The following is a 16677-nucleotide window of genomic DNA, read 5'->3' on the forward strand; positions in this document are numbered from 1 at the left end:
GAGTGAGTCATCGTGAGCGGAGCCACGGGCGCCGGTACGTCTGCCGGTACGGACAAGAACGGCGGCGGCCGTGGCTCCGCCGCGCCGGCGGGGGAGGCGCGTACGACCGACGCGCGGGGCGCCGGGGGCGGTGACGGGCGTCCGGCGGACACCCACACGACCCAGCTGAAGGCCATCAAGGCGCCCGTGGCTGACTCGCCCTCGCCGTCGTCCTCGCCCGACACGCAAGGATCAAAGGGATCCCAGGGGGGAACCGTGACGGACACCCGAGGCGCGCAGGCCAAACAGCCTGCCGAAGGCTCGCCGCTGCCCGGGGAACGGCAGCCGCAGCAGCCCGCCGGGCCCTACCACCCGCCGCAGGCCTACCCGACGCAGGCGCCCCCGGCGCCGGCCGGCGCCGTACGGCGCCCGCGGACCGGCGTCCGCACCACGCCCCGCGTGCGCAAGGCGCGGCTGCGGGTGTCGAAGGCCGACCCGTGGTCGGTGATGAAGGTCAGCTTCCTGCTCTCCATCGCGCTCGGCATCTGCACGATCGTCGCGGCCGCCGTGCTGTGGATGGTCATGGACGCGATGGGCGTGTTCTCGTCGGTCGGCGGCACGATCGCGGAGGCGACCGGCTCGAACGAGTCGAACGGCTTCGACCTCCAGGCGTTCCTGTCGCTCCCCCACGTCCTGATGTTCACGTCGATCATCGCGGTCATCGACGTCGTCCTCGCGACGGCCCTCGCGACGCTCGGCGCGTTCATCTACAACCTCTCCGCCGGCTTCGTCGGCGGCGTCGAGCTGACGCTCGCCGAAGACGAGTGAGCTTTGTCGTCGCAGCGGTTTCAAACCTCCCCCGAGGGCCCCGCGACTATCGATTTTGGGACTGCCCACGTCGTGCGCTAATCTTCAGGAGTCAGCGCGCGGGACACACACCGCAGAGCGCGGCGGGGCTATAGCTCAGTTGGTTAGAGCGCATCCCTGATAAGGATGAGGCCACAGGTTCAAATCCTGTTAGCCCCACCAGCCAGAAGACCCCCGGACCTTTGGTCCGGGGGTTTTGGCGTCTGTGGCTGCGGTTTGCCACGGCTGCGGTTTGCCAAAGCTGCGCTCCCCGCGCATGGCGGGCGTGCCTAGACTCCCCGGATGACCTTGGAATGGGAACAGGTAATCGTTCACTCGGTGGATCCGGCGGCCCTGGGGCAGTGGTGGGCCACGGCTCTTGGTTGGGTGGTGGTCCACACCTCCGATGACGAGTTCGAGATCCGCGCGGAGCCCGATCGTCTGCCAGGGTTGGAGTTCGTGCGGGTCGACGAGGGCCGGACGGCGAAGAGCCGGCTGCATCTCGACTTCAGGCCCGATGACCAGGCCGCCGAGGTGGCCCGCCTGGAGGCTCATGGCGCGAAGCGTGTCGACATCGGCCAGGGTGAGCAGTCATGGGTCGTCATGGCAGACCCCGAGGGCAACGAGTTCTGTGTCCTTGGCCAAAGGCGTCAGTGAGAACCCCGCGAAGGCCCCCGACCGGCCATGGCCGGGGGCCTTCGGCGTGTCCGGGGGACGCGAGGCGGGGCGCCCTGACCGAAGACCTGCGGTTGCTCACCCGCCACTGAGGCCGACGACGACGCACGGCGAAGGCCCGGTGGCTCCTGGGGGAGCTGCCGGGCCTGGTCCGTGCGGGCTGTACGCAAGTTCGCCGTTACGTCGGGGGTGGGGGGTGCTCAGCGCTGGAGGGGGATGGCCGGTTCTGCTGGTTCGGCCGGGTCCGCGGGGGCGCAGGTGGTTGTGGTGTGCTCGGCCGGGTCCGTGTCCGGGAGGCCGCGGTGGCGGCAGCTGGGGGACTTGCCGTGCGCCTCGGCGCGGATGCGCTGTTTCATCGTGGGGGGCAGGGAGCGGGCTTGGGGCCAGACCCGGGGGGTCGAGATCGTCGGCCAGGCCGTGGTGCGCGCGGTGGCGTCGCTCTCGCTGCTGCGCGTCGGCTCGGTCCGGGCCGACGCCGTCGCGGCGGTCGTCGTGATGAGTCCGAGCGCCGTGCACAGCGCGAGGAAGGCGGTGACGATCGTGGTCCACAGCTTCATGACCCGGTTCTCGGTCATGGCCCCTCACTTTCGGGTTGGGCGATTTGCGTACTTTCCTCATGATGTGTATGGAGGCCGCGAAGTGGTGGACCGACGCTCGCGGCGTGGCGTTGTTCCGATGAACACCACTCGTATGGACGCAAGAGGCCATAAAGCGGGAGGAGAGGCGAAGAAAGGTGAGTAAGCGGTGTGAGTGGGGGCGAATCTCACCTTCTGTGGAGGTGTGATCACCCTCCGATCGGAGTGATGCGATCCGCTTCTACTGCGCTGCCGAGGGCGGGAGTTGAGCGGCGGGCGTAGGTCACCGATCGGTATCGGCCGGTGTGTATAGTCGGGCGCCAGAGGTCCCCTACGTCAAGGAAAGACGAGGTCGCGCGGTGAAGAAGCTTCTCCTGGTCGCACTGGCCGCCATCGGCGGGCTCCTCGTGTACCGCCAGATCCAGGCGGATCGCGCCGAGCAGGATCTGTGGACGGAGGCGACTGACTCCGTGCCCACGGGTTCGTGAGTATCGATACCGAAGACTGAGCAAACCCCGGCCGCCGCTCGCGGTCGGGGTTTTGTGTTGCGCGTTCCCGGGACCGCGGTTAGAAGCGGGCTTTTCGGACGCTCGTGCCGGATGCGCGGGTGACGCGCGCGCGGTCGGGGCAGGATGGGCCACGTTCGGTCTAAGGCGAGGGGGCGGGATCGATGGCCCGGCGTGCGGGGCTTGCGAGGCGTGGGGCGGCTGTGCGGTGGTCCGTCGCGCGGATCACTGCCGTGGGAGCGGTGCTCTGCGCGTCGTCGGTGGCGCTGCCCGGGGTCGCCGTCGCCGCGCCGGGCGTTCCGTCGTATGCCTTCGCGGACGACGTCCGCAGCGCCCCCGCGGCGACGGGCACCAGCGACGCCGTACGCCTGGACCCCGGTGCGACGTACCGAAGCTCCCTCAAGGGCCAGAGCCAGGGCCAGGGCCCGAACCAGAGCCAGGACCGGGAGAAGCGGGTGAAGGCCTACTACCGGCTCGAACTCGACGGTGCGTCGAACGTGTACGTCTCCGTGACGGCGATCCCGCGCGCGGGAGCCGTCCTGTCCGTCGGCGACGGGATCAGCGTCTCCGTGCAGGACGCCGACGGCCTCCGATGTTCCAACGACTCGGCCGGCGTGGGCGCGTCCAAGAGCCCGCAGCCGATCACGGCGTGGGGCGCGCGCGAACTCGTGCCCGGCAGAGGGGTGTGCCAGAAGCCCGGTACGTACTACGTCGTCGTCGAGCGCACCGGCACCAGTACCGGCACCGGTGTCGAGGACCCCTGGGAGCTGGAGCTCGCGGCCTTCTCCGAGGCACCCGTGCGCAAGGCGGTCTCGACGAGCGTGCCCGAGCAGTGGGACTCCGCGACGCCCACGCCGCCCGTCGCCGAGCCGGTGGCGGTGCGGGGCGGGGCCGGTTTCGCCAGGGCGACCGCTGTGGAGCCGGGCGTGTGGAGCGACGAGATCGTCCCCGGGCAGACCCTCTTCTACAAGGTGCCCGTCGACTGGGGCCGGCAGGTGTCCGCGGCCGTCGACCTGGGCAGTGCGGACACGGACTCGGGGTATGTGGTCGACGCCCTGGACCTGACCCTCTACAACCCGGTGCGAGCCGAGGTGAAGGACGCGAGCGTCGGCTTCGGCGGCACCCAGAAGTCGGCTTCGCTGCCGCCTGTGCCGCCGGTCCGGTACGTGAACCGGTACGCGCCCACCGATCCGACGAACTCGCTGCGGTTCGCCGGCTCGTACTACCTCGTGGTGCATCTGGCCTCGCAGGTGGCGCAACGTTTCGGCGAGGGGCCCTACGGGCTCACCCTGCGCGTCCGGGTGGGCGGCAGCACGCAGGCCGGTCCGGGGTACTCGGCGCAGTCGGTGCCGCGCGGGTTCTTCGACGTCGGCGCGCCGGACCAGGAACCCTTGGCGGGCGGCGGCGCGTCGAGGGGTGGTGCGTCGGGCGGTGACCCCGTGATGCGGGCGGTCGCCGTGGGCGGCCTCGGCACCGGGAGCGCGCTGCTGACGGTGCTGGGGGTGTGGACGCTGACCGCCCGGCGCAGGGCCGCCGCTCAGACGCGGGCCAGCGCCCAGAATCCCACGGCGTAGCAGACCAGCGCGAGGAGCAGCAGCGGCACCGCGACCTTCGCGGGCGGCCCGGGACGCCCCCGGCGGGCGGCGCGATGACCGCGTCGACCGCCCCGCGGCGCGACCGCCTGCGCGACGGGGAGCGGAACCTGCGGGTCCTGGGCGGTGTACGAGGCTGTGGACACCTCGGCGCGCGGCCCACGGGAGGGCAACACGAACGTGGACTCGTGCGGTGGGTATGGCTCGGGGGACTCGTACGGGGACTCGTACGCAGGCGCGGAAGAGGCCTGCGGGTACGGAGTGGGGGACTGCGGCGGCGGCAGGTGGAAGCTTCCGGTGTCCGACATCGAGGGGACGTGAGCGGGCGCGGGCGCTGGTGCCGGCGCGGGGGTGGGAGTCGGCGCGGAGTCCGGGGCGTGCAGTGGCGCGGGCGGCAGGGGTACGGAGCCTGAGCCGGATACGGAGTGCGACGCGGCGACCGAGGGCGTGGAAGTCCCGTCCGTCCGGGAGGGCAGGCCGCCGCTGCCCGGGTGGGCCGGATCGGCCGCTCTTGTCGGGCCGGAGGGATACGACCCCGAGGGAAACGATCCGCTGCCCGCAGGGGCCGGATCGGGAGCCGGGTGCGGACGGGAGGGCAGCGAGCCGGTGCCCGGATGGGTGGGGGCGGGAGGGGTGTTCGGGCGGGTGGGCACGGAGCCGGTTCCGATTCCGGAGCCGGTACCGGCTCCGCCTCCGGCTCGCGGCCTCGGTACGGACGGGCCGTCGGCACCGAACCCCTTGGGCAGCGGGCCGAGTTGGTCGAAGATCTCGATCATCTCGTCGTCCGGGCCGGGCTCGGGCAGGAGTTCGACGGCGGCCGCGAGCGCCTTGCGCGCCCCCGTCGCCGTACGGAAGCGTGCCTGCGGGTCCGGCTGGAGCAGGGTGGCGACGACCTGCCACAGCGGCTCCGGCACGCTCTTCGGAGCGCCCGGCGTGCCGTGTTCCGCGAAGTACTGGATGAGTGCCTTGGCGTCCGGCTTCGCGCCTTCCAGCAGATACAGGGCGACCAGGCCGACGGCGAAGAGGTCGGCCGGGAAGTCCGGGTCGGCGCCCATCATCTGCTCGGGCGCGAGGTAACCGGGCGTCCCCACCACGAGGTTGGTCTCGGTCAGGCGGGGTTCGCCCAGCCGCATCGCGATGCCGAAGTCGGACAGCCGCAGCCGGGGCCGGGCGGTTCCGGTGGCTTCCAGCAGGATGTTGGCGGGTTTGATGTCGCGGTGCACGACGCCTTCCGCGTGGACCGCGGTGAGCCCGGAGAGCAGCTGGTCGAGCAGGGTGCACACGAAGCCCGGGGGGAGGGGGCCGTAGTCGCCGACGAGGTGGACCAGTGAACCGCCGCCGACGAGGTCCATGGTGAACAGGACCTTGTCGTCGTCGGCGGCCCAGCTGGCGGGCGCGAGCACATGGGGGTGGTCGATCCGCAGCGCCTGCTCGCGCACGAAGCGCAGCAGCGCGTGTGCGTCGCTCTGCTGGAGCACCTTGGCGGCCACGTAGCGGCGGCGGCGATGGTCCCAGGCGCGCCAGACCGCGCCGACCCCTCCGCGTCCGATCGGGTCGGCCAGTTCGTACCGTCCGGCGAAGACCTCACCCATGGCAGTGCCTCGCTCCTCCCCCTGGTCCCCGGGTCCCCTCGGTTCCCCCCTTGCTACCCCCGTGACGAGCGATACGACCCCCGTGTCCTCGCTGCGTTGTGCCCCCCCGAACTGCCAACCCGCCGAGCTGCCGACCGCCCGGTTGCCGAACCCCCTTCGGCGACCGGGCCGCCGGCTCAGCTCTGGTGGGACTGGTAGTGCGTGACCGCGTCGGAGGTCCGGCCGGCACCGTACACCCGGAGGAACTCTGCCAGTTCCGGGTGGGTCGGGGCGAGGGTGTCGGCGGCGTCGATGATGTCGCCGGCGGCGGCCACCGAGCGCAGCAGGGACTGGATCTCGCGGACGACCCGCTTGACCGTGGGAGCCCCCGAACTGCTTGTCGTCTGCGTGGTGTTGCTGAGCACCGAGCCCCCCTGCGACTGCTTGATCTCGTCCATGCGCTCGGTCGCCTCGGCGGCGCTGACGCTGCCGTCCGCGACCTGCGCCGCCAACTCCTGGAGCAGCTGCACCCGCTGCACCACCGCCGGGTTGCCGATCTTCGCCCGCTGACCGCTCATCAGCTGCGACAGCATCGGCGCCGACAGTCCCAGTACCCCCGCGAGACGAGCCTGGTTGAGGCCAAGATCGTCGATGAGCTTACGGAAGAGCGCCCCCAGCGGCTCCCCGTACCAGTTCCGCTGCAGTTCCCGCGCTCTCGCGGTCGCTTCCTGCTGTGCGGCGTCCATTGCGTCTCCCCATCGCTTCCCCAGAAACCGCGGTTCGCTGTAGCGAACCACGTCCGAGCATCTTACGGAGAGTGGTCATCCGCGGGGACCCCAATCTTTTTGCGAGATACCCCGGGTGACCCGGTACTCTGGTCTGCGGCGCCCGCCGGTGCGAGGTTGTTCCGGCCGGACGTCCCCTTCCGGGGCCTTAGCTCAGTTGGTAGAGCGCTGTCTTTGCATGGCAGATGTCAGGGGTTCGACTCCCCTAGGCTCCACGCACAAGACCCCTCCCACCTGCGGAAACGCAGACGGGAGGGGTCTTTTTCGATGTGCGGGCGGTACTGCTCAGCTACGGTCCTCGCGGTTCGCCGCCTCGTTCTCGGCGTCCTTCTCGGCCTCCTTGGCCTGTACCTCGGGGTCGAGGACCGACGGGTCGGCGCTGCCGTCCACCGATGTCAGGCCGCCCGCGGCGGGTACCTCGGTGGCGGCCGGCGGCTCGACGAGCCAGTCCGGGTTCGCCTGCTTGTCCCACCATTTCCAGGCCGCGTAAGCGCCGCCGGTGACGGCTGCGAGCACGGCCAGTGCCTTGGCGAGCCGGCCGGCCTTGGCTCGCCGCCGGTGCTTGCGCGTCAGCCTCTCGATCTCCTTCGGCGTCACCTGACCGCGCAGGGCGGCCAGCGCAGCGACGCCACGGGCGGTGGCCTCGTCCTTGACGGGCCCGGCCGCGGCCACGGCCTGCTCGATCTTCGGCCGCGAGTAGTCGGCGGCCTGCCGCGCCGCCAGGCGGGTACGGGCGGCCGCTTCCTGTGCGGCCAGGTCTACCTTCGGCGGGACATGTGTCTTCGCCTGTTCCATCGCGTGTTCCAGATGCGGGGCGACATGGGCGTCGTACTGGACGCGGGCCTGTTCGGCGGCCTGCGACACCTTGGGCGCGAGCCGTACGCGGGCCTCATGCGCGTAAAGCGCGGCCCGCTCCTTGGCCGTGTCGGCGTAGGGCGCCACCACTTCCGCGGCGTGCAGCACGCTGTCCTTCGCCGAGCCGGTCGCGGCGCGCACGCTGTCGATGCGGGTCACGGGATCCTCCTCCTCGGTGGCGTACGGTATTTCGACTTTCCACCCTTTTACGGATCATGCCTGTCGTGCGTCGTCACAGCATGTGCGGGCGGGCATACGGTGGACGGGCATATCGTCGACAGGCCGACAAAACCGACGATGCCACGGATCGGCCCCGCCCGCTCCCGTCCGGAGCGAGTCGCGTGCATTTCCGTACCCGAACCGACGGTTCCGGTGCAGGAACGGGCCGTACGGCGGCGTACCGCGCCGGGCGTGCGAGGATCGGGGGGTCACAGAAAGACAACGGAAGGCAGATCGTGGCCGAGCAGCTGTACGCCACCCTGAAGACCAACCACGGCGACATCGAGGTCCGGCTCTTTCCGGACCACGCCCCGAAGACGGTCAGGAACTTCGTCGACCTCGCCACGGGCGGGCGTGAGTGGGTCAACCCGGCGACGGGCGTGCGGTCCTCGGACAGGCTGTACGACGGCACGGTCTTCCACCGGGTGATCAGCGGTTTCATGATCCAGGGCGGTGACCCGCTGGGCGACGGCACCGGGGACCCCGGATACCAGTTCGCGGACGAGTTCCACCCCGACCTGCGGTTCGACAGGCCCTACCTGCTGGCCATGGCCAACGCCGGGCCGGGCACCAACGGCTCGCAGTTCTTCATCACCGTCTCCCCGACGGCCTGGCTGACCCGCAAGCACACCATCTTCGGCGAGGTCACCGACGCGGCGAGCCAGAAGGTCGTGGACGCCATCGCGGCCGTCCAGACCAACCCGCGCACCGAACGTCCGCTGAAGGACGTCGTCATCGAGTCGGTCGTCGTCGAGACCCGCCAGGTCTGAAGCCGGGCGGGTCCGAGCCCGCCGGGTTCGCGGCGAAAACGCCCCAGGCGAACCATGGGGAACCCAACGCCCTGCTCGTCCGTCAGGATGTGCAGGGCGGTTCCTTTCCGACCACGACCCCGTCACGACTCCGACCACGACTCCGATCACGACCACGACCTCTTCCACTTGTTTAGGGGAGCCCATGGACCAGGCGCCTGGCAGCCGGCAGGACGACGCGCACAGCGGCCTGCCCGTTTGCTACCGGCACCCCGACCGGGAGACCGGCATTCGCTGCACCCGCTGCGAGCGCCCGATCTGCCCCGAGTGCATGGTCAGCGCCTCCGTCGGATTCCAGTGCCCGTCTTGCGTCCGCGAGGGGTCCGGCACCGGGCACCCGCCCAGCGCCTCGCAGCCCCGCACGCTCGCGGGGGGCACGATCGCCGCCGACCCGCACCTGCTCACCAAGATCCTCATCGGTCTCAACGCGGTGATGTTCGTCCTTCAGCAGGCCGTCGGCGACAGTTTCACCGACCGGTTCGACATGATCGGCCGCGCGATCATGCCGGCCCTCGGGTACGGCGAGCTCCAGGGCGTCGCCGAAGGGCAGTGGTATCGGCTGCTGACCTCGATGTTCCTGCACGGCAGCATCATCCACATCCTGTCCAACATGCTGAGCCTGTGGTGGATCGGCGGTCCGCTCGAAGCGGCCCTCGGCCGGGCCCGGTTCCTGGCGCTGTATCTGGTCTCCGGTCTCGCCGGCGGCGCGCTGACGTACCTGCTCGCCGAGCCCAACCAGGCCTCGCTCGGTGCTTCCGGGGCCATCTTCGGGCTCTTCGGCGCGCTCGCCGTGCTGGTGCGGCGCCAGCGCCTCGACATGCGGCCGGTCATCGCCCTGCTGGTGATCAACCTGGTCATCACGTTCGGGTGGAGCGGTATCGCCTGGCAGGCCCACATCGGCGGCCTGGTCGCCGGCGTCGTCATCGGCATCGCCATGGTCCACGCCCCGCGCGAGCGCCGGGCCCTCGTGCAGTACGGGACCTGCGCGGTGATGCTGGTCGCCGTCGTGGTCGTGACGCTCCTGAGGACCGCTCAGCTCACCTGAGCGCGCTGTTGTCCACAGTCTGTGTCGAATCTTGTGCACAACGTGCGGGAACAGCTGCGCCCCCTGCCATCGACCCGCGTTTGTGCAGGTCAGGCAGGGGGCGAACAGTTTTTCGAGTGAAGGTGACAGCCGGTAGTTACGTCACACCGGCGTCAACCTCCGATGAGTTATCCACAGATCGTCTTTCTTTTCCCCATGTGGAAAACCGCTGTGGATAACTCAGTGGATAGCCCTGGGCAGAGCTACGGGACCAGCCCTATTTCCACTGGGTGGAGACGCCGAACCCGGCCGCGATGAACCCGAAGCCCACCACGATGTTCCAGTTGTCGAGCTGGTCGATCGGCATCGAGCCGTCGGTGACGTAGAAGAGCACGATCCAGGCGAGCCCGATGAGGAACATGGCCAGCATCACGGGCGCGACCCAGGCACGGCTGTTCAGCTTGATGGCGGTCGCCTGCTTCGCCGGGGGCGGCGTGTAGTCGGCCTTCTTGCGGATACGTGACTTCGGCACGAGGGTCTCTCCTGTCGATGCGCTGCGTGGCCGCGCAGGTGCTGGGTCGGGCTCGGGGGCTGCGTACTAGGGGACTGAGGGGCTCCCCCGGGCGTCCGTTAGCGTAGTGCTTCTACGGCGCCGAAGGAGATAAGGGTACGTTGAGCAATTCTGCCGACTCCCCCGGGACAGGTACAACGGGTTCCGGCACCGGCTCCTCCCCTGATGCCGGTGATTCCGGAGATTCCGGACGCCGGGGCGGCTTCCGGCCCGTGCGGGTGCTCACCGTCGGTGTCTTCGCCCTCGCCGGCCTTCTCTTCTTCACCAGCTTCAACACCGCCAAGGGCACCAACATCCGCACGGACGCCTCCCTGCTGAGGCTGTCCGACCTCATCGAGGAACGCAGCCAGAAGAACGGCGAGCTCGACGAGGCGAACGGGACCCTGCGCGAGGACGTGGAGTCGCTGGCCGAGGCCGACGACGGCAGCACCAAGGCCCAGGACGACAAGCTCGCGGGACTGGAGAAGAACGCCGGCACCCAGAAGCTCAAGGGCAAGGCCGTCACGGTCACCCTCAACGACGCCCCGCCGAACGCCACCGCCAAGCTCCCCGGCTACCCGGAACCGCAGCCCGACTACCTGGTCATCCACCAGCAGGACCTCCAGGCCGTGGTGAACGCCCTCTGGCAGGGCGGCGCCCAGGGCATCAAGGTCATGGACCAGCGGCTGATCTCCACCAGCGCCGTCCGCTGCGTCGGCAACACCCTGATCCTCCAGGGCCGCGTCTACTCACCCCCGTACAAGATCCAGGCGGTCGGCGACCCGGAGAAGCTGCAGCAGGCGCTGGCGGACTCCCCGGCGATCCAGAACTACATGGTCTACGTGAACGTGTACGGCCTCGGCTGGAAAGTCACCGAGGACGGAACGGTGACTCTGCCGGGCTACTCGGGCACAGTGGATCTGCACTACGCCAAGCCTGTGAAGTAGCCGCCGGGGGGCGCCTGTGTCGCTGCGGGTGATCGTCAGGACGTTCAGCGAGCTGTGCATCACCGTAGGCGCCGTCATCGTCCTCTTCGTCGTCTACGTGCTGTTCTGGACCGGCGTCCAGGCCGACCGCGTCATGGACGACCAGATCGACGACCTGCACGACCAGTGGGCCCAGCAGAGCGCGGGCCCCGCCCCGAGCGCCGGCCCCGCCGCCACCGCCACCGTCCAGCCGGCGCCGTACCGCAGCGGCAGGCCCTTCGCCGTGATGTACATCCCGCGTCTTGGTTTCACGTGGAACAAGCCCGTCCTCGAAGGCACGGCGACCGGCACCCTGAAGAAGGGGCTCGGACACTACGCCGGGACGGCGCGCCTCGGACAGACCGGGAACTTCTCCGTCGCAGGTCACCGCCGTACCTACGGCGACCCGTTCAAGGACTTCCCCAAGCTCAGGCGCGGCGACGCGGTGGTGCTGACGGACGGCACGACCTGGTTCACGTATCGGATCGACAAAGGCCCTTACAAAACCGTGCCCTCGGACGTCGAGGTGATCGACGCTGTGCCACGTAAGTCGGGGTACACGCGTCCGGGCCGGTACCTGACGTTGACCACGTGCGATCCGGAATGGGGGCACAGTCACCGGCTGATCGTCTGGGCGCACCTGGACTCCACACAGCCTGTGGAGACAGGCGAACCGAAGGCTCTGCGCCGTTAGTCTGGTGGCGTACGGCGTGAGTCAGGTGCCGTGGTGCGACGGAAGGGACGGCATGTACGGCTGGATCTGGCGGCATCTGCCGGGAAACGCGTGGGTGAAGGCGCTGCTCTCGATCGTGCTGGTCGTCGCCGTGGTGTACGCGCTGTTCCAGTACGTCTTCCCATGGGCCGAACCGCTGCTTCCCTTCAACGATGTGACGGTGGACAACCAGTGAGCGCGCGCATTCTCGTCGTCGACAACTACGACAGCTTCGTCTTCAACCTGGTCCAGTACCTGTACCAGCTGGGCGCCGAGTGCGAAGTCCTGCGCAACGACGAGGTCTCCACGGCCCACGCCCAGGACGGCTTCGACGGCGTCCTGCTGTCCCCCGGGCCGGGCACGCCCGAGGAGGCCGGCGTCTGCATCGAGATGGTCCGCCACTGCGCGGCCACCGGCGTCCCCGTCTTCGGCGTCTGCCTCGGCATGCAGTCGATGCAGGTGGCCTACGGCGGTGTCGTGGACCGCGCGCCGGAGCTGCTGCACGGCAAGACCTCGCTGGTGGAGCACGGCCGCAAGGGCGTCTTCGCCGGCCTGCCGACGCCGTTCACCGCGACCCGCTACCACTCGCTGGCCGCCGAGCCGCAGACGGTCCCGGCCGAACTCGAGGTCACCGCGCGTACGCACGACGGCATCATCATGGGCCTGCGCCACCGTGAACTGCCCGTCGAAGGCGTCCAGTTCCACCCCGAGTCGGTGCTGACCGAGCACGGGCACCGGATGCTGGCCAACTGGCTCGTGGAGTGCGGCGACCAGGGCGCGGTGGCGAGGTCGGCGGGGCTCGCCCCGGTGGTGGGCAGGGCCACGGCGTGACCGCGCTGCGCCCCGAGCGCGAGGACTCGTACGGCACCGCGCCGTACGAGTCCTTCGGCGGTGATCAGTACGGCGCAGGATCCGCGTCCTATGCGCGGGAGCCGTACCTGCCGCCCATCGACGAGGAGACGGTGGCGCTGCGGATACCGCCGTCGACGGCGTCCACGTTCGGCGGCGAGCCCATATCGGCCTCTGACGTCCCAGGAGCCTCTCCCGCCCCTGGATCACCAGCCGGTGGCCGCGCGGCCCGCAGAAAGGCCGCCAAGGGCCGTCGTGGGCGTCATGGCGGCACCGGCGAGGCGTCCGAGTCGTACGACGGAGCCGACGCGCCCGCGCAGGACGAGCGGCCGCTGTCGCGCGTGGAGGCACGCCGCCGGGAGCGGGCCCGTAAGCCGAGCGCGGCCGTGGTCGCCAGCCGGGCGGTCGGCGAGGTGTTCATCACCACGGGTGTGCTGATGCTGCTGTTCGTCTCCTACCAGCTGTGGTGGACGAACGTGCGGGCCCACGCGCAGGCCGACAAGGAGGCGAGCAGCCTCCAGGACGACTGGGCCAGCGGCAAGGGCGCCCCCGGGGTGTTCTCGCCGGGGCAGGGCTTCGCGATCCTCCACATCCCCAAGCTGGACGTGGTGGTGCCCATCGCCGAGGGCGTCAGCAACAAGAAGGTGCTCGACAAGGGCATGGTCGGGCACTACGGCGAGGGCGCGCTGAAGACGGCGATGCCCGACGCGAAGACCGGCAACTTCGGGCTCGCGGGCCACCGCAACACGCACGGCGAGCCGTTCCGGTACATCAACAGGCTGCAGGCGGGCGACGAGATGATCGTCGAGACGCAGAACGAGTACTTCGTCTACAAGATGACGTCCTCGCTGCCGGTGACCGCGCCCAGCAACACCAGCGTCCTCGACCCGGTCCCGCCGAGCTCCGGGTTCACCGGGCCGGGCCGGTACATCACGCTCACCACCTGCACCCCGGAGTTCACCAGCAAGTACCGGTTGATCGTCTGGGGCAAGATGGTCGAGGAACGGCCGCGCAGCAAGGGCAAGCCGGATGCGCTCGTCGAGTAGGCGGGCAAGCGGGTAGGCGTGCAGTCGAGTAGGGGCAGAGTGAACGTGGCAGCGACCACCGGCGACACCGAGCACGAAGAACACGCGCGCGTGGACGCGTCCGGGCCCTCGCCGCGGCGCCGCGCGGGCGGCCGGATCGCGCTGGCCGTGAGCGTCTTCGGTGAGCTTCTCATCACGGCCGGCCTGGTGCTCGGCCTGTTCGTCGTCTACTCCCTGTGGTGGACCAACGTCGTCGCCGACCGGCACGCGGACCGGCAGGGCGACAAGGTGCGCGACAACTGGGCGCAGGAGGACACCGGCCCCGGAGCGCTCGACACCAAGGACGGCATCGGCTTCCTCCATGTGCCCGCGATGAAGAACGGCGAGGTGCTGGTCGAGCAGGGCACCTCGTCGAAGGTCCTCAACGAGGGCGTCGCCGGCTACTACACCGACCCCCTCAAGGCCGTCCTCCCGACGAGCGGCAAGGAGGGCAACTTCACGCTCGCCGCCCACCGCGACGGCCACGGCGCGAAGTTCCACAACATCGACAAGCTGGAGAAGGGCGACCCGATCGTCTTCGAGACGCGGGACAACTGGTACGTGTACAAGGTGTACGCGGTCCTTCCCGAGACCTCGAAGTACAACGTCGACGTCCTCGGCCAGATCCCCAAGGAGTCCGGCAAGAAGAAGGCCGGCCACTACATCACCCTGACCACCTGCACGCCGGTGTACACGAGCCGGTACCGGTACGTGGTGTGGGGCGAGCTGGAGCGGGTGCAGAAGGTCGATGCGGACCGCACACCGCCGAAGGAACTCGGCTGAGCCGATTCTGAGCGGACCTGAGCCGGCCTGAGCCGGCCTGAGCCGGCCTGAGCCGGCCTGAGCCGGCCTGAGCCGGCCTGAGCCGGCCTGATCCGATGGTGAACCGGCCTGTGAACCGGCCTGTGAACCGGCCGAGGCTCGGGGCAAAGACGTGGGCCCCACCGGAGGTCTCCGGTGGGGCCCACGTCGTTCACCGCACGCGGCTAGCCCTGGTTGCCGCCGAAGACGCCGCCGCCGTTGTTACCGCCGTTGTTGTTCTTGAAGGCGATCAGATTGACCGTCTGCCCCCGGTTGACGGTGCTGCCGGGCGCCGGGTCCGAGCCGATGACCTGGGCGTCGTCGTCCGAGGAGCCCGTGATCTGGCCGACGTTCAGGCCCGCGTCCTGCAGCGCCTTCTTGGCGTCCTTCACGCTCATGCCCTGGAGGTTGCCCGGGACCTGGGTCTGCTGGGGCTGGCTGCTCTTGCCGATCTGGATCTGGACCGTGGAGCCCTTGTCGGCCTGGGAGCCGATGGACGGGACGGTCTGGATGACCTTGTCGACCTGGTTCGGGTCCTGGGTGTCGACCTGGACGCAGTTGCCCTGCAGGTTGTTCTGCTGCATCTGGGCCTTGGCGTCGTCACAGCTCTTGTTGGAGACGTCGGGGACGGTCGCCTTCTCCTCGGCCTTTGCGATGGTGAGGGTGATGGTGGTGCCCTTCTCCACCTCCTCGCCGAGTTCCAGGCTCTGCTTGATGACGTTGCCCGCCGGCTCCGCGGAGACCTCTTCCTTCGTCTCCACGACGAACTGGTACTTGTCGCCCTCCAGGAGCGTCTTGGCCTCGTCCTGGGTCTTGCCGAGGACACTCGGCACGACCACCTTCGGCGCACCCGTCGACACGACCAGGTTCACCGTGTCGCCCTTGTTGACCTTCTGGCCGATCGCGGGGTTCTGCGAACAGATGTTGCCCTTGGCGGTGCTCTCGCAGGGCTTCTGCGTGAAGACCGCTTTGAGCTCGACGTTTTTGGCCATGGTCGTGGCCTCGGCCTGCGTCTTGTTCACGAAGTTCGGGACCGGGAAGGGCTTGTCGGAGGCGCCGTCGCCGGTGAACACCCACTTGCCGATCAGGATCGCGCCGACGAGCACCAGCACCGCGGCGAGGACCAGCAGGATCGTCGAGGCGTTGGACTTCTTCTGGCGGCGCCGGTCGGGACGGTCGTCGAAGCCGAAGCCGCCGTCGTCCGGGTTCATGGGCGGCAGCATCGACGTGGCGCCGGCGTCCGCGGAGCGCATGGCCGTGGTCGCCTGGTTGTCGCCGTACCCGCCGTAGCCGACCGAGCCCATCGCCGCCGTCGCCGCGACCGGCTGGCCGTCGAGGCAGGCCTCGATGTCCAGGCGCATCTCGTCGGCCGACTGGTAGCGGTAGTTCGGGTCCTTGACCAGCGCCTTCAGGACGATGGCGTCCATCTCGGGGGTGATCTCGGGGTCGAAGACGCTCGGCGGCTGCGGTTCCTCCCGGACGTGCTGGTACGCCACCGCGACCGGGGAGTCCCCCACGAACGGCGGCCGTACCGTCAGCAGCTCGTAGAGCAGACAGCCCGTCGAGTACAGGTCGGAGCGCGCGTCGACCTGCTCGCCCTTGGCCTGCTCCGGCGAGAGGTACTGCGCGGTGCCGATGACCGCCGACGTCTGCGTCATCGTCATGCCGGAGTCGCCCATCGCGCGGGCGATGCCGAAGTCCATGACCTTGACCTGGCCGTTGCGCGTCAGCATGACGTTCGCCGGCTTGATGTCGCGGTGGACGATGCCGGCTCTGTGCGAGTACTCCAGCGCCTGGAGGATGCCGATGGTCATCTCCAGCGTCCGCTCCGGCAGCAGCTTGCGGCCGGAGTGGAGCAGCTCGCGGAGCGTGGAGCCGTCGACGTACTCCATGACGATGTACGGGATCGAGACCCCGTCGATGTAGTCCTCGCCCGTGTCGTAGACCGCGACGATCGCGGGGTGGTTCAGCGAGGCGGCAGACTGGGCCTCCCGGCGGAACCGGGCCTGGAAGGAAGGGTCGCGCGCGAGGTCCGCGCGCAGCGTCTTCACCGCCACGGTGCGGCCGAGGCGGGTGTCATGCGCGAGGTAGACCTCGGCCATGCCACCACGGCCGAGCACATGGCCCAGCTCGTACCGGCCGCCGAGGCGACGCGGCTCTTCCATAGCTACCTACCAGCCCTCTCCGTCGGTCCCGACCGGCACACGTGTGCGGCCGGAGGCTGCCGTCCGGGCTTACCGTACCTGGACGGAGCAGTGTGACCTGGCCAAGCCCGTCACCCGATACAGGACCGGTATCGC

Annotated in this window: 18 protein-coding genes and 2 tRNA genes; 14 read left to right on the top strand and 6 right to left on the bottom strand. The window is 69.6% G+C overall.

The window, feature by feature from the left end:
* Positions 1-12 precede the first annotated feature (12 nt).
* From ACZ5SK_RS09620 to ACZ5SK_RS09630, 3 genes are all read left to right on the top strand, one after another.
* Positions 13-807 carry a DUF3566 domain-containing protein gene (locus tag ACZ5SK_RS09620; RefSeq protein WP_334578681.1) on the top strand — a complete coding sequence of 265 codons (795 nt, stop codon included), beginning with the start codon at positions 13-15 and terminating at the stop codon, positions 805-807.
* A gap of 124 nt (positions 808-931) precedes the next feature.
* A tRNA-Ile gene (locus ACZ5SK_RS09625) sits at positions 932-1008 on the top strand.
* 120 nt (positions 1009-1128) lie between these two features.
* Complete coding sequence (locus ACZ5SK_RS09630) at positions 1129-1482, top strand: VOC family protein (RefSeq protein ID WP_079661157.1); 354 nt, start codon at positions 1129-1131, stop codon at positions 1480-1482.
* 218 nt (positions 1483-1700) lie between these two features.
* Here the strand turns inward: ACZ5SK_RS09630 and ACZ5SK_RS09635 are convergent, their stop codons facing one another.
* On the bottom strand, positions 1701-2075 hold the full coding sequence (locus ACZ5SK_RS09635; RefSeq protein ID WP_334578682.1) for a DUF6344 domain-containing protein: 375 nt from the start codon (positions 2073-2075) through the stop codon (positions 1701-1703).
* A 359-nt stretch (positions 2076-2434) separates the two neighbouring features.
* On the opposite strand from ACZ5SK_RS09635, the gene ACZ5SK_RS09640 reads away from it, so the two are divergent.
* Both ACZ5SK_RS09640 and ACZ5SK_RS09645 read left to right on the top strand, forming a co-directional pair.
* Positions 2435-2563 (top strand): DLW-39 family protein, encoded by a 129-nt coding sequence (locus ACZ5SK_RS09640; protein ID WP_003999697.1) that lies wholly within the window; start codon positions 2435-2437, stop codon positions 2561-2563.
* 251 nt (positions 2564-2814) lie between these two features.
* Positions 2815-4155, top strand: coding sequence for a hypothetical protein (locus ACZ5SK_RS09645; protein WP_334578683.1), 1341 nt, complete (start codon positions 2815-2817; stop codon positions 4153-4155).
* On the opposite strand, the gene ACZ5SK_RS09650 is transcribed toward ACZ5SK_RS09645, so the two are convergent.
* Together ACZ5SK_RS09650 and ACZ5SK_RS09655 are read right to left on the bottom strand one after the other, a co-directional pair.
* Positions 4119-5765, bottom strand: a complete 1647-nt coding sequence (locus ACZ5SK_RS09650; RefSeq protein ID WP_334578684.1) for a serine/threonine-protein kinase — start codon at positions 5763-5765, stop codon at positions 4119-4121. The two genes, ACZ5SK_RS09645 and ACZ5SK_RS09650, sit on opposite strands and share 37 nt — an antisense overlap.
* 176 nt (positions 5766-5941) lie before the next feature.
* Positions 5942-6490: a helix-turn-helix domain-containing protein gene (locus ACZ5SK_RS09655; protein ID WP_457494618.1), complete on the bottom strand. Its 549-nt coding sequence runs from the start codon at positions 6488-6490 to the stop codon at positions 5942-5944.
* Between the two features lie 181 nt (positions 6491-6671).
* Here ACZ5SK_RS09655 and ACZ5SK_RS09660 point away from each other — a divergent pair.
* A tRNA-Ala gene (locus tag ACZ5SK_RS09660) sits at positions 6672-6744 on the top strand.
* Between the two features lie 70 nt (positions 6745-6814).
* Here the strand turns inward: ACZ5SK_RS09660 and ACZ5SK_RS09665 are convergent.
* Positions 6815-7543 (bottom strand): DUF5324 family protein, encoded by a 729-nt coding sequence (locus ACZ5SK_RS09665; RefSeq protein ID WP_334578686.1) that lies wholly within the window; start codon positions 7541-7543, stop codon positions 6815-6817.
* Between the two features lie 296 nt (positions 7544-7839).
* Between ACZ5SK_RS09665 and ACZ5SK_RS09670 the strand changes: the two genes are divergently transcribed.
* Both ACZ5SK_RS09670 and ACZ5SK_RS09675 read left to right on the top strand, forming a co-directional pair.
* Positions 7840-8373, top strand: coding sequence for a peptidylprolyl isomerase (locus tag ACZ5SK_RS09670; RefSeq protein WP_334578687.1), 534 nt, complete (start codon positions 7840-7842; stop codon positions 8371-8373).
* A gap of 184 nt (positions 8374-8557) precedes the next feature.
* Complete coding sequence (locus ACZ5SK_RS09675; protein ID WP_334578688.1) at positions 8558-9457, top strand: rhomboid family intramembrane serine protease; 900 nt, start codon at positions 8558-8560, stop codon at positions 9455-9457.
* Positions 9458-9713: 256 nt separating this feature from the next.
* Here the strand turns inward: ACZ5SK_RS09675 and crgA are convergent, their stop codons facing one another.
* The gene (crgA, locus tag ACZ5SK_RS09680) at positions 9714-9968 is read right to left on the bottom strand and encodes a cell division protein CrgA (RefSeq protein ID WP_334578689.1); all 255 of its coding nucleotides are present in this window, start codon (positions 9966-9968) and stop codon (positions 9714-9716) included.
* Positions 9969-10108: 140 nt separating this feature from the next.
* On the opposite strand from crgA, the gene ACZ5SK_RS09685 reads away from it, so the two are divergent.
* Genes ACZ5SK_RS09685 through ACZ5SK_RS09710 form a run of 6 tightly spaced genes read left to right on the top strand, consistent with a single transcriptional unit; the run spans position 10109 to position 14359 of the window.
* Positions 10109-10933: a DUF881 domain-containing protein gene (locus tag ACZ5SK_RS09685; RefSeq protein WP_079661148.1), complete on the top strand. Its 825-nt coding sequence runs from the start codon at positions 10109-10111 to the stop codon at positions 10931-10933.
* A 22-nt stretch (positions 10934-10955) separates the two neighbouring features.
* Positions 10956-11645, top strand: coding sequence for a class E sortase (locus ACZ5SK_RS09690; RefSeq protein ID WP_334581265.1), 690 nt, complete (start codon positions 10956-10958; stop codon positions 11643-11645).
* A 16-nt stretch (positions 11646-11661) separates the two neighbouring features.
* The gene (locus ACZ5SK_RS09695; protein ID WP_319676302.1) at positions 11662-11859 is read left to right on the top strand and encodes a hypothetical protein; all 198 of its coding nucleotides are present in this window, start codon (positions 11662-11664) and stop codon (positions 11857-11859) included.
* The gene (locus ACZ5SK_RS09700) at positions 11856-12494 is read left to right on the top strand and encodes an aminodeoxychorismate/anthranilate synthase component II (protein ID WP_468157996.1); all 639 of its coding nucleotides are present in this window, start codon (positions 11856-11858) and stop codon (positions 12492-12494) included. The genes ACZ5SK_RS09695 and ACZ5SK_RS09700 overlap by 4 nt, the downstream gene beginning before the upstream one ends.
* Positions 12491-13558 carry a class E sortase gene (locus ACZ5SK_RS09705; protein WP_468417781.1) on the top strand — a complete coding sequence of 356 codons (1068 nt, stop codon included), beginning with the start codon at positions 12491-12493 and terminating at the stop codon, positions 13556-13558. The genes ACZ5SK_RS09700 and ACZ5SK_RS09705 overlap by 4 nt, the downstream gene beginning before the upstream one ends.
* A 45-nt stretch (positions 13559-13603) precedes the next feature.
* Positions 13604-14359: a class E sortase gene (locus tag ACZ5SK_RS09710; RefSeq protein ID WP_334578692.1), complete on the top strand. Its 756-nt coding sequence runs from the start codon at positions 13604-13606 to the stop codon at positions 14357-14359.
* A gap of 203 nt (positions 14360-14562) precedes the next feature.
* Here the strand turns inward: ACZ5SK_RS09710 and pknB are convergent, their stop codons facing one another.
* Entirely contained in the window at positions 14563-16542 is a 1980-nt protein-coding gene (gene pknB / locus ACZ5SK_RS09715) for a Stk1 family PASTA domain-containing Ser/Thr kinase (RefSeq protein ID WP_334578693.1), read from the bottom strand.
* Between the last annotated feature and the right edge of the window lie 135 nt (positions 16543-16677).

The sequence above is a fragment of the Streptomyces sp. NPDC031474 genome (genome assembly GCF_055581185.1).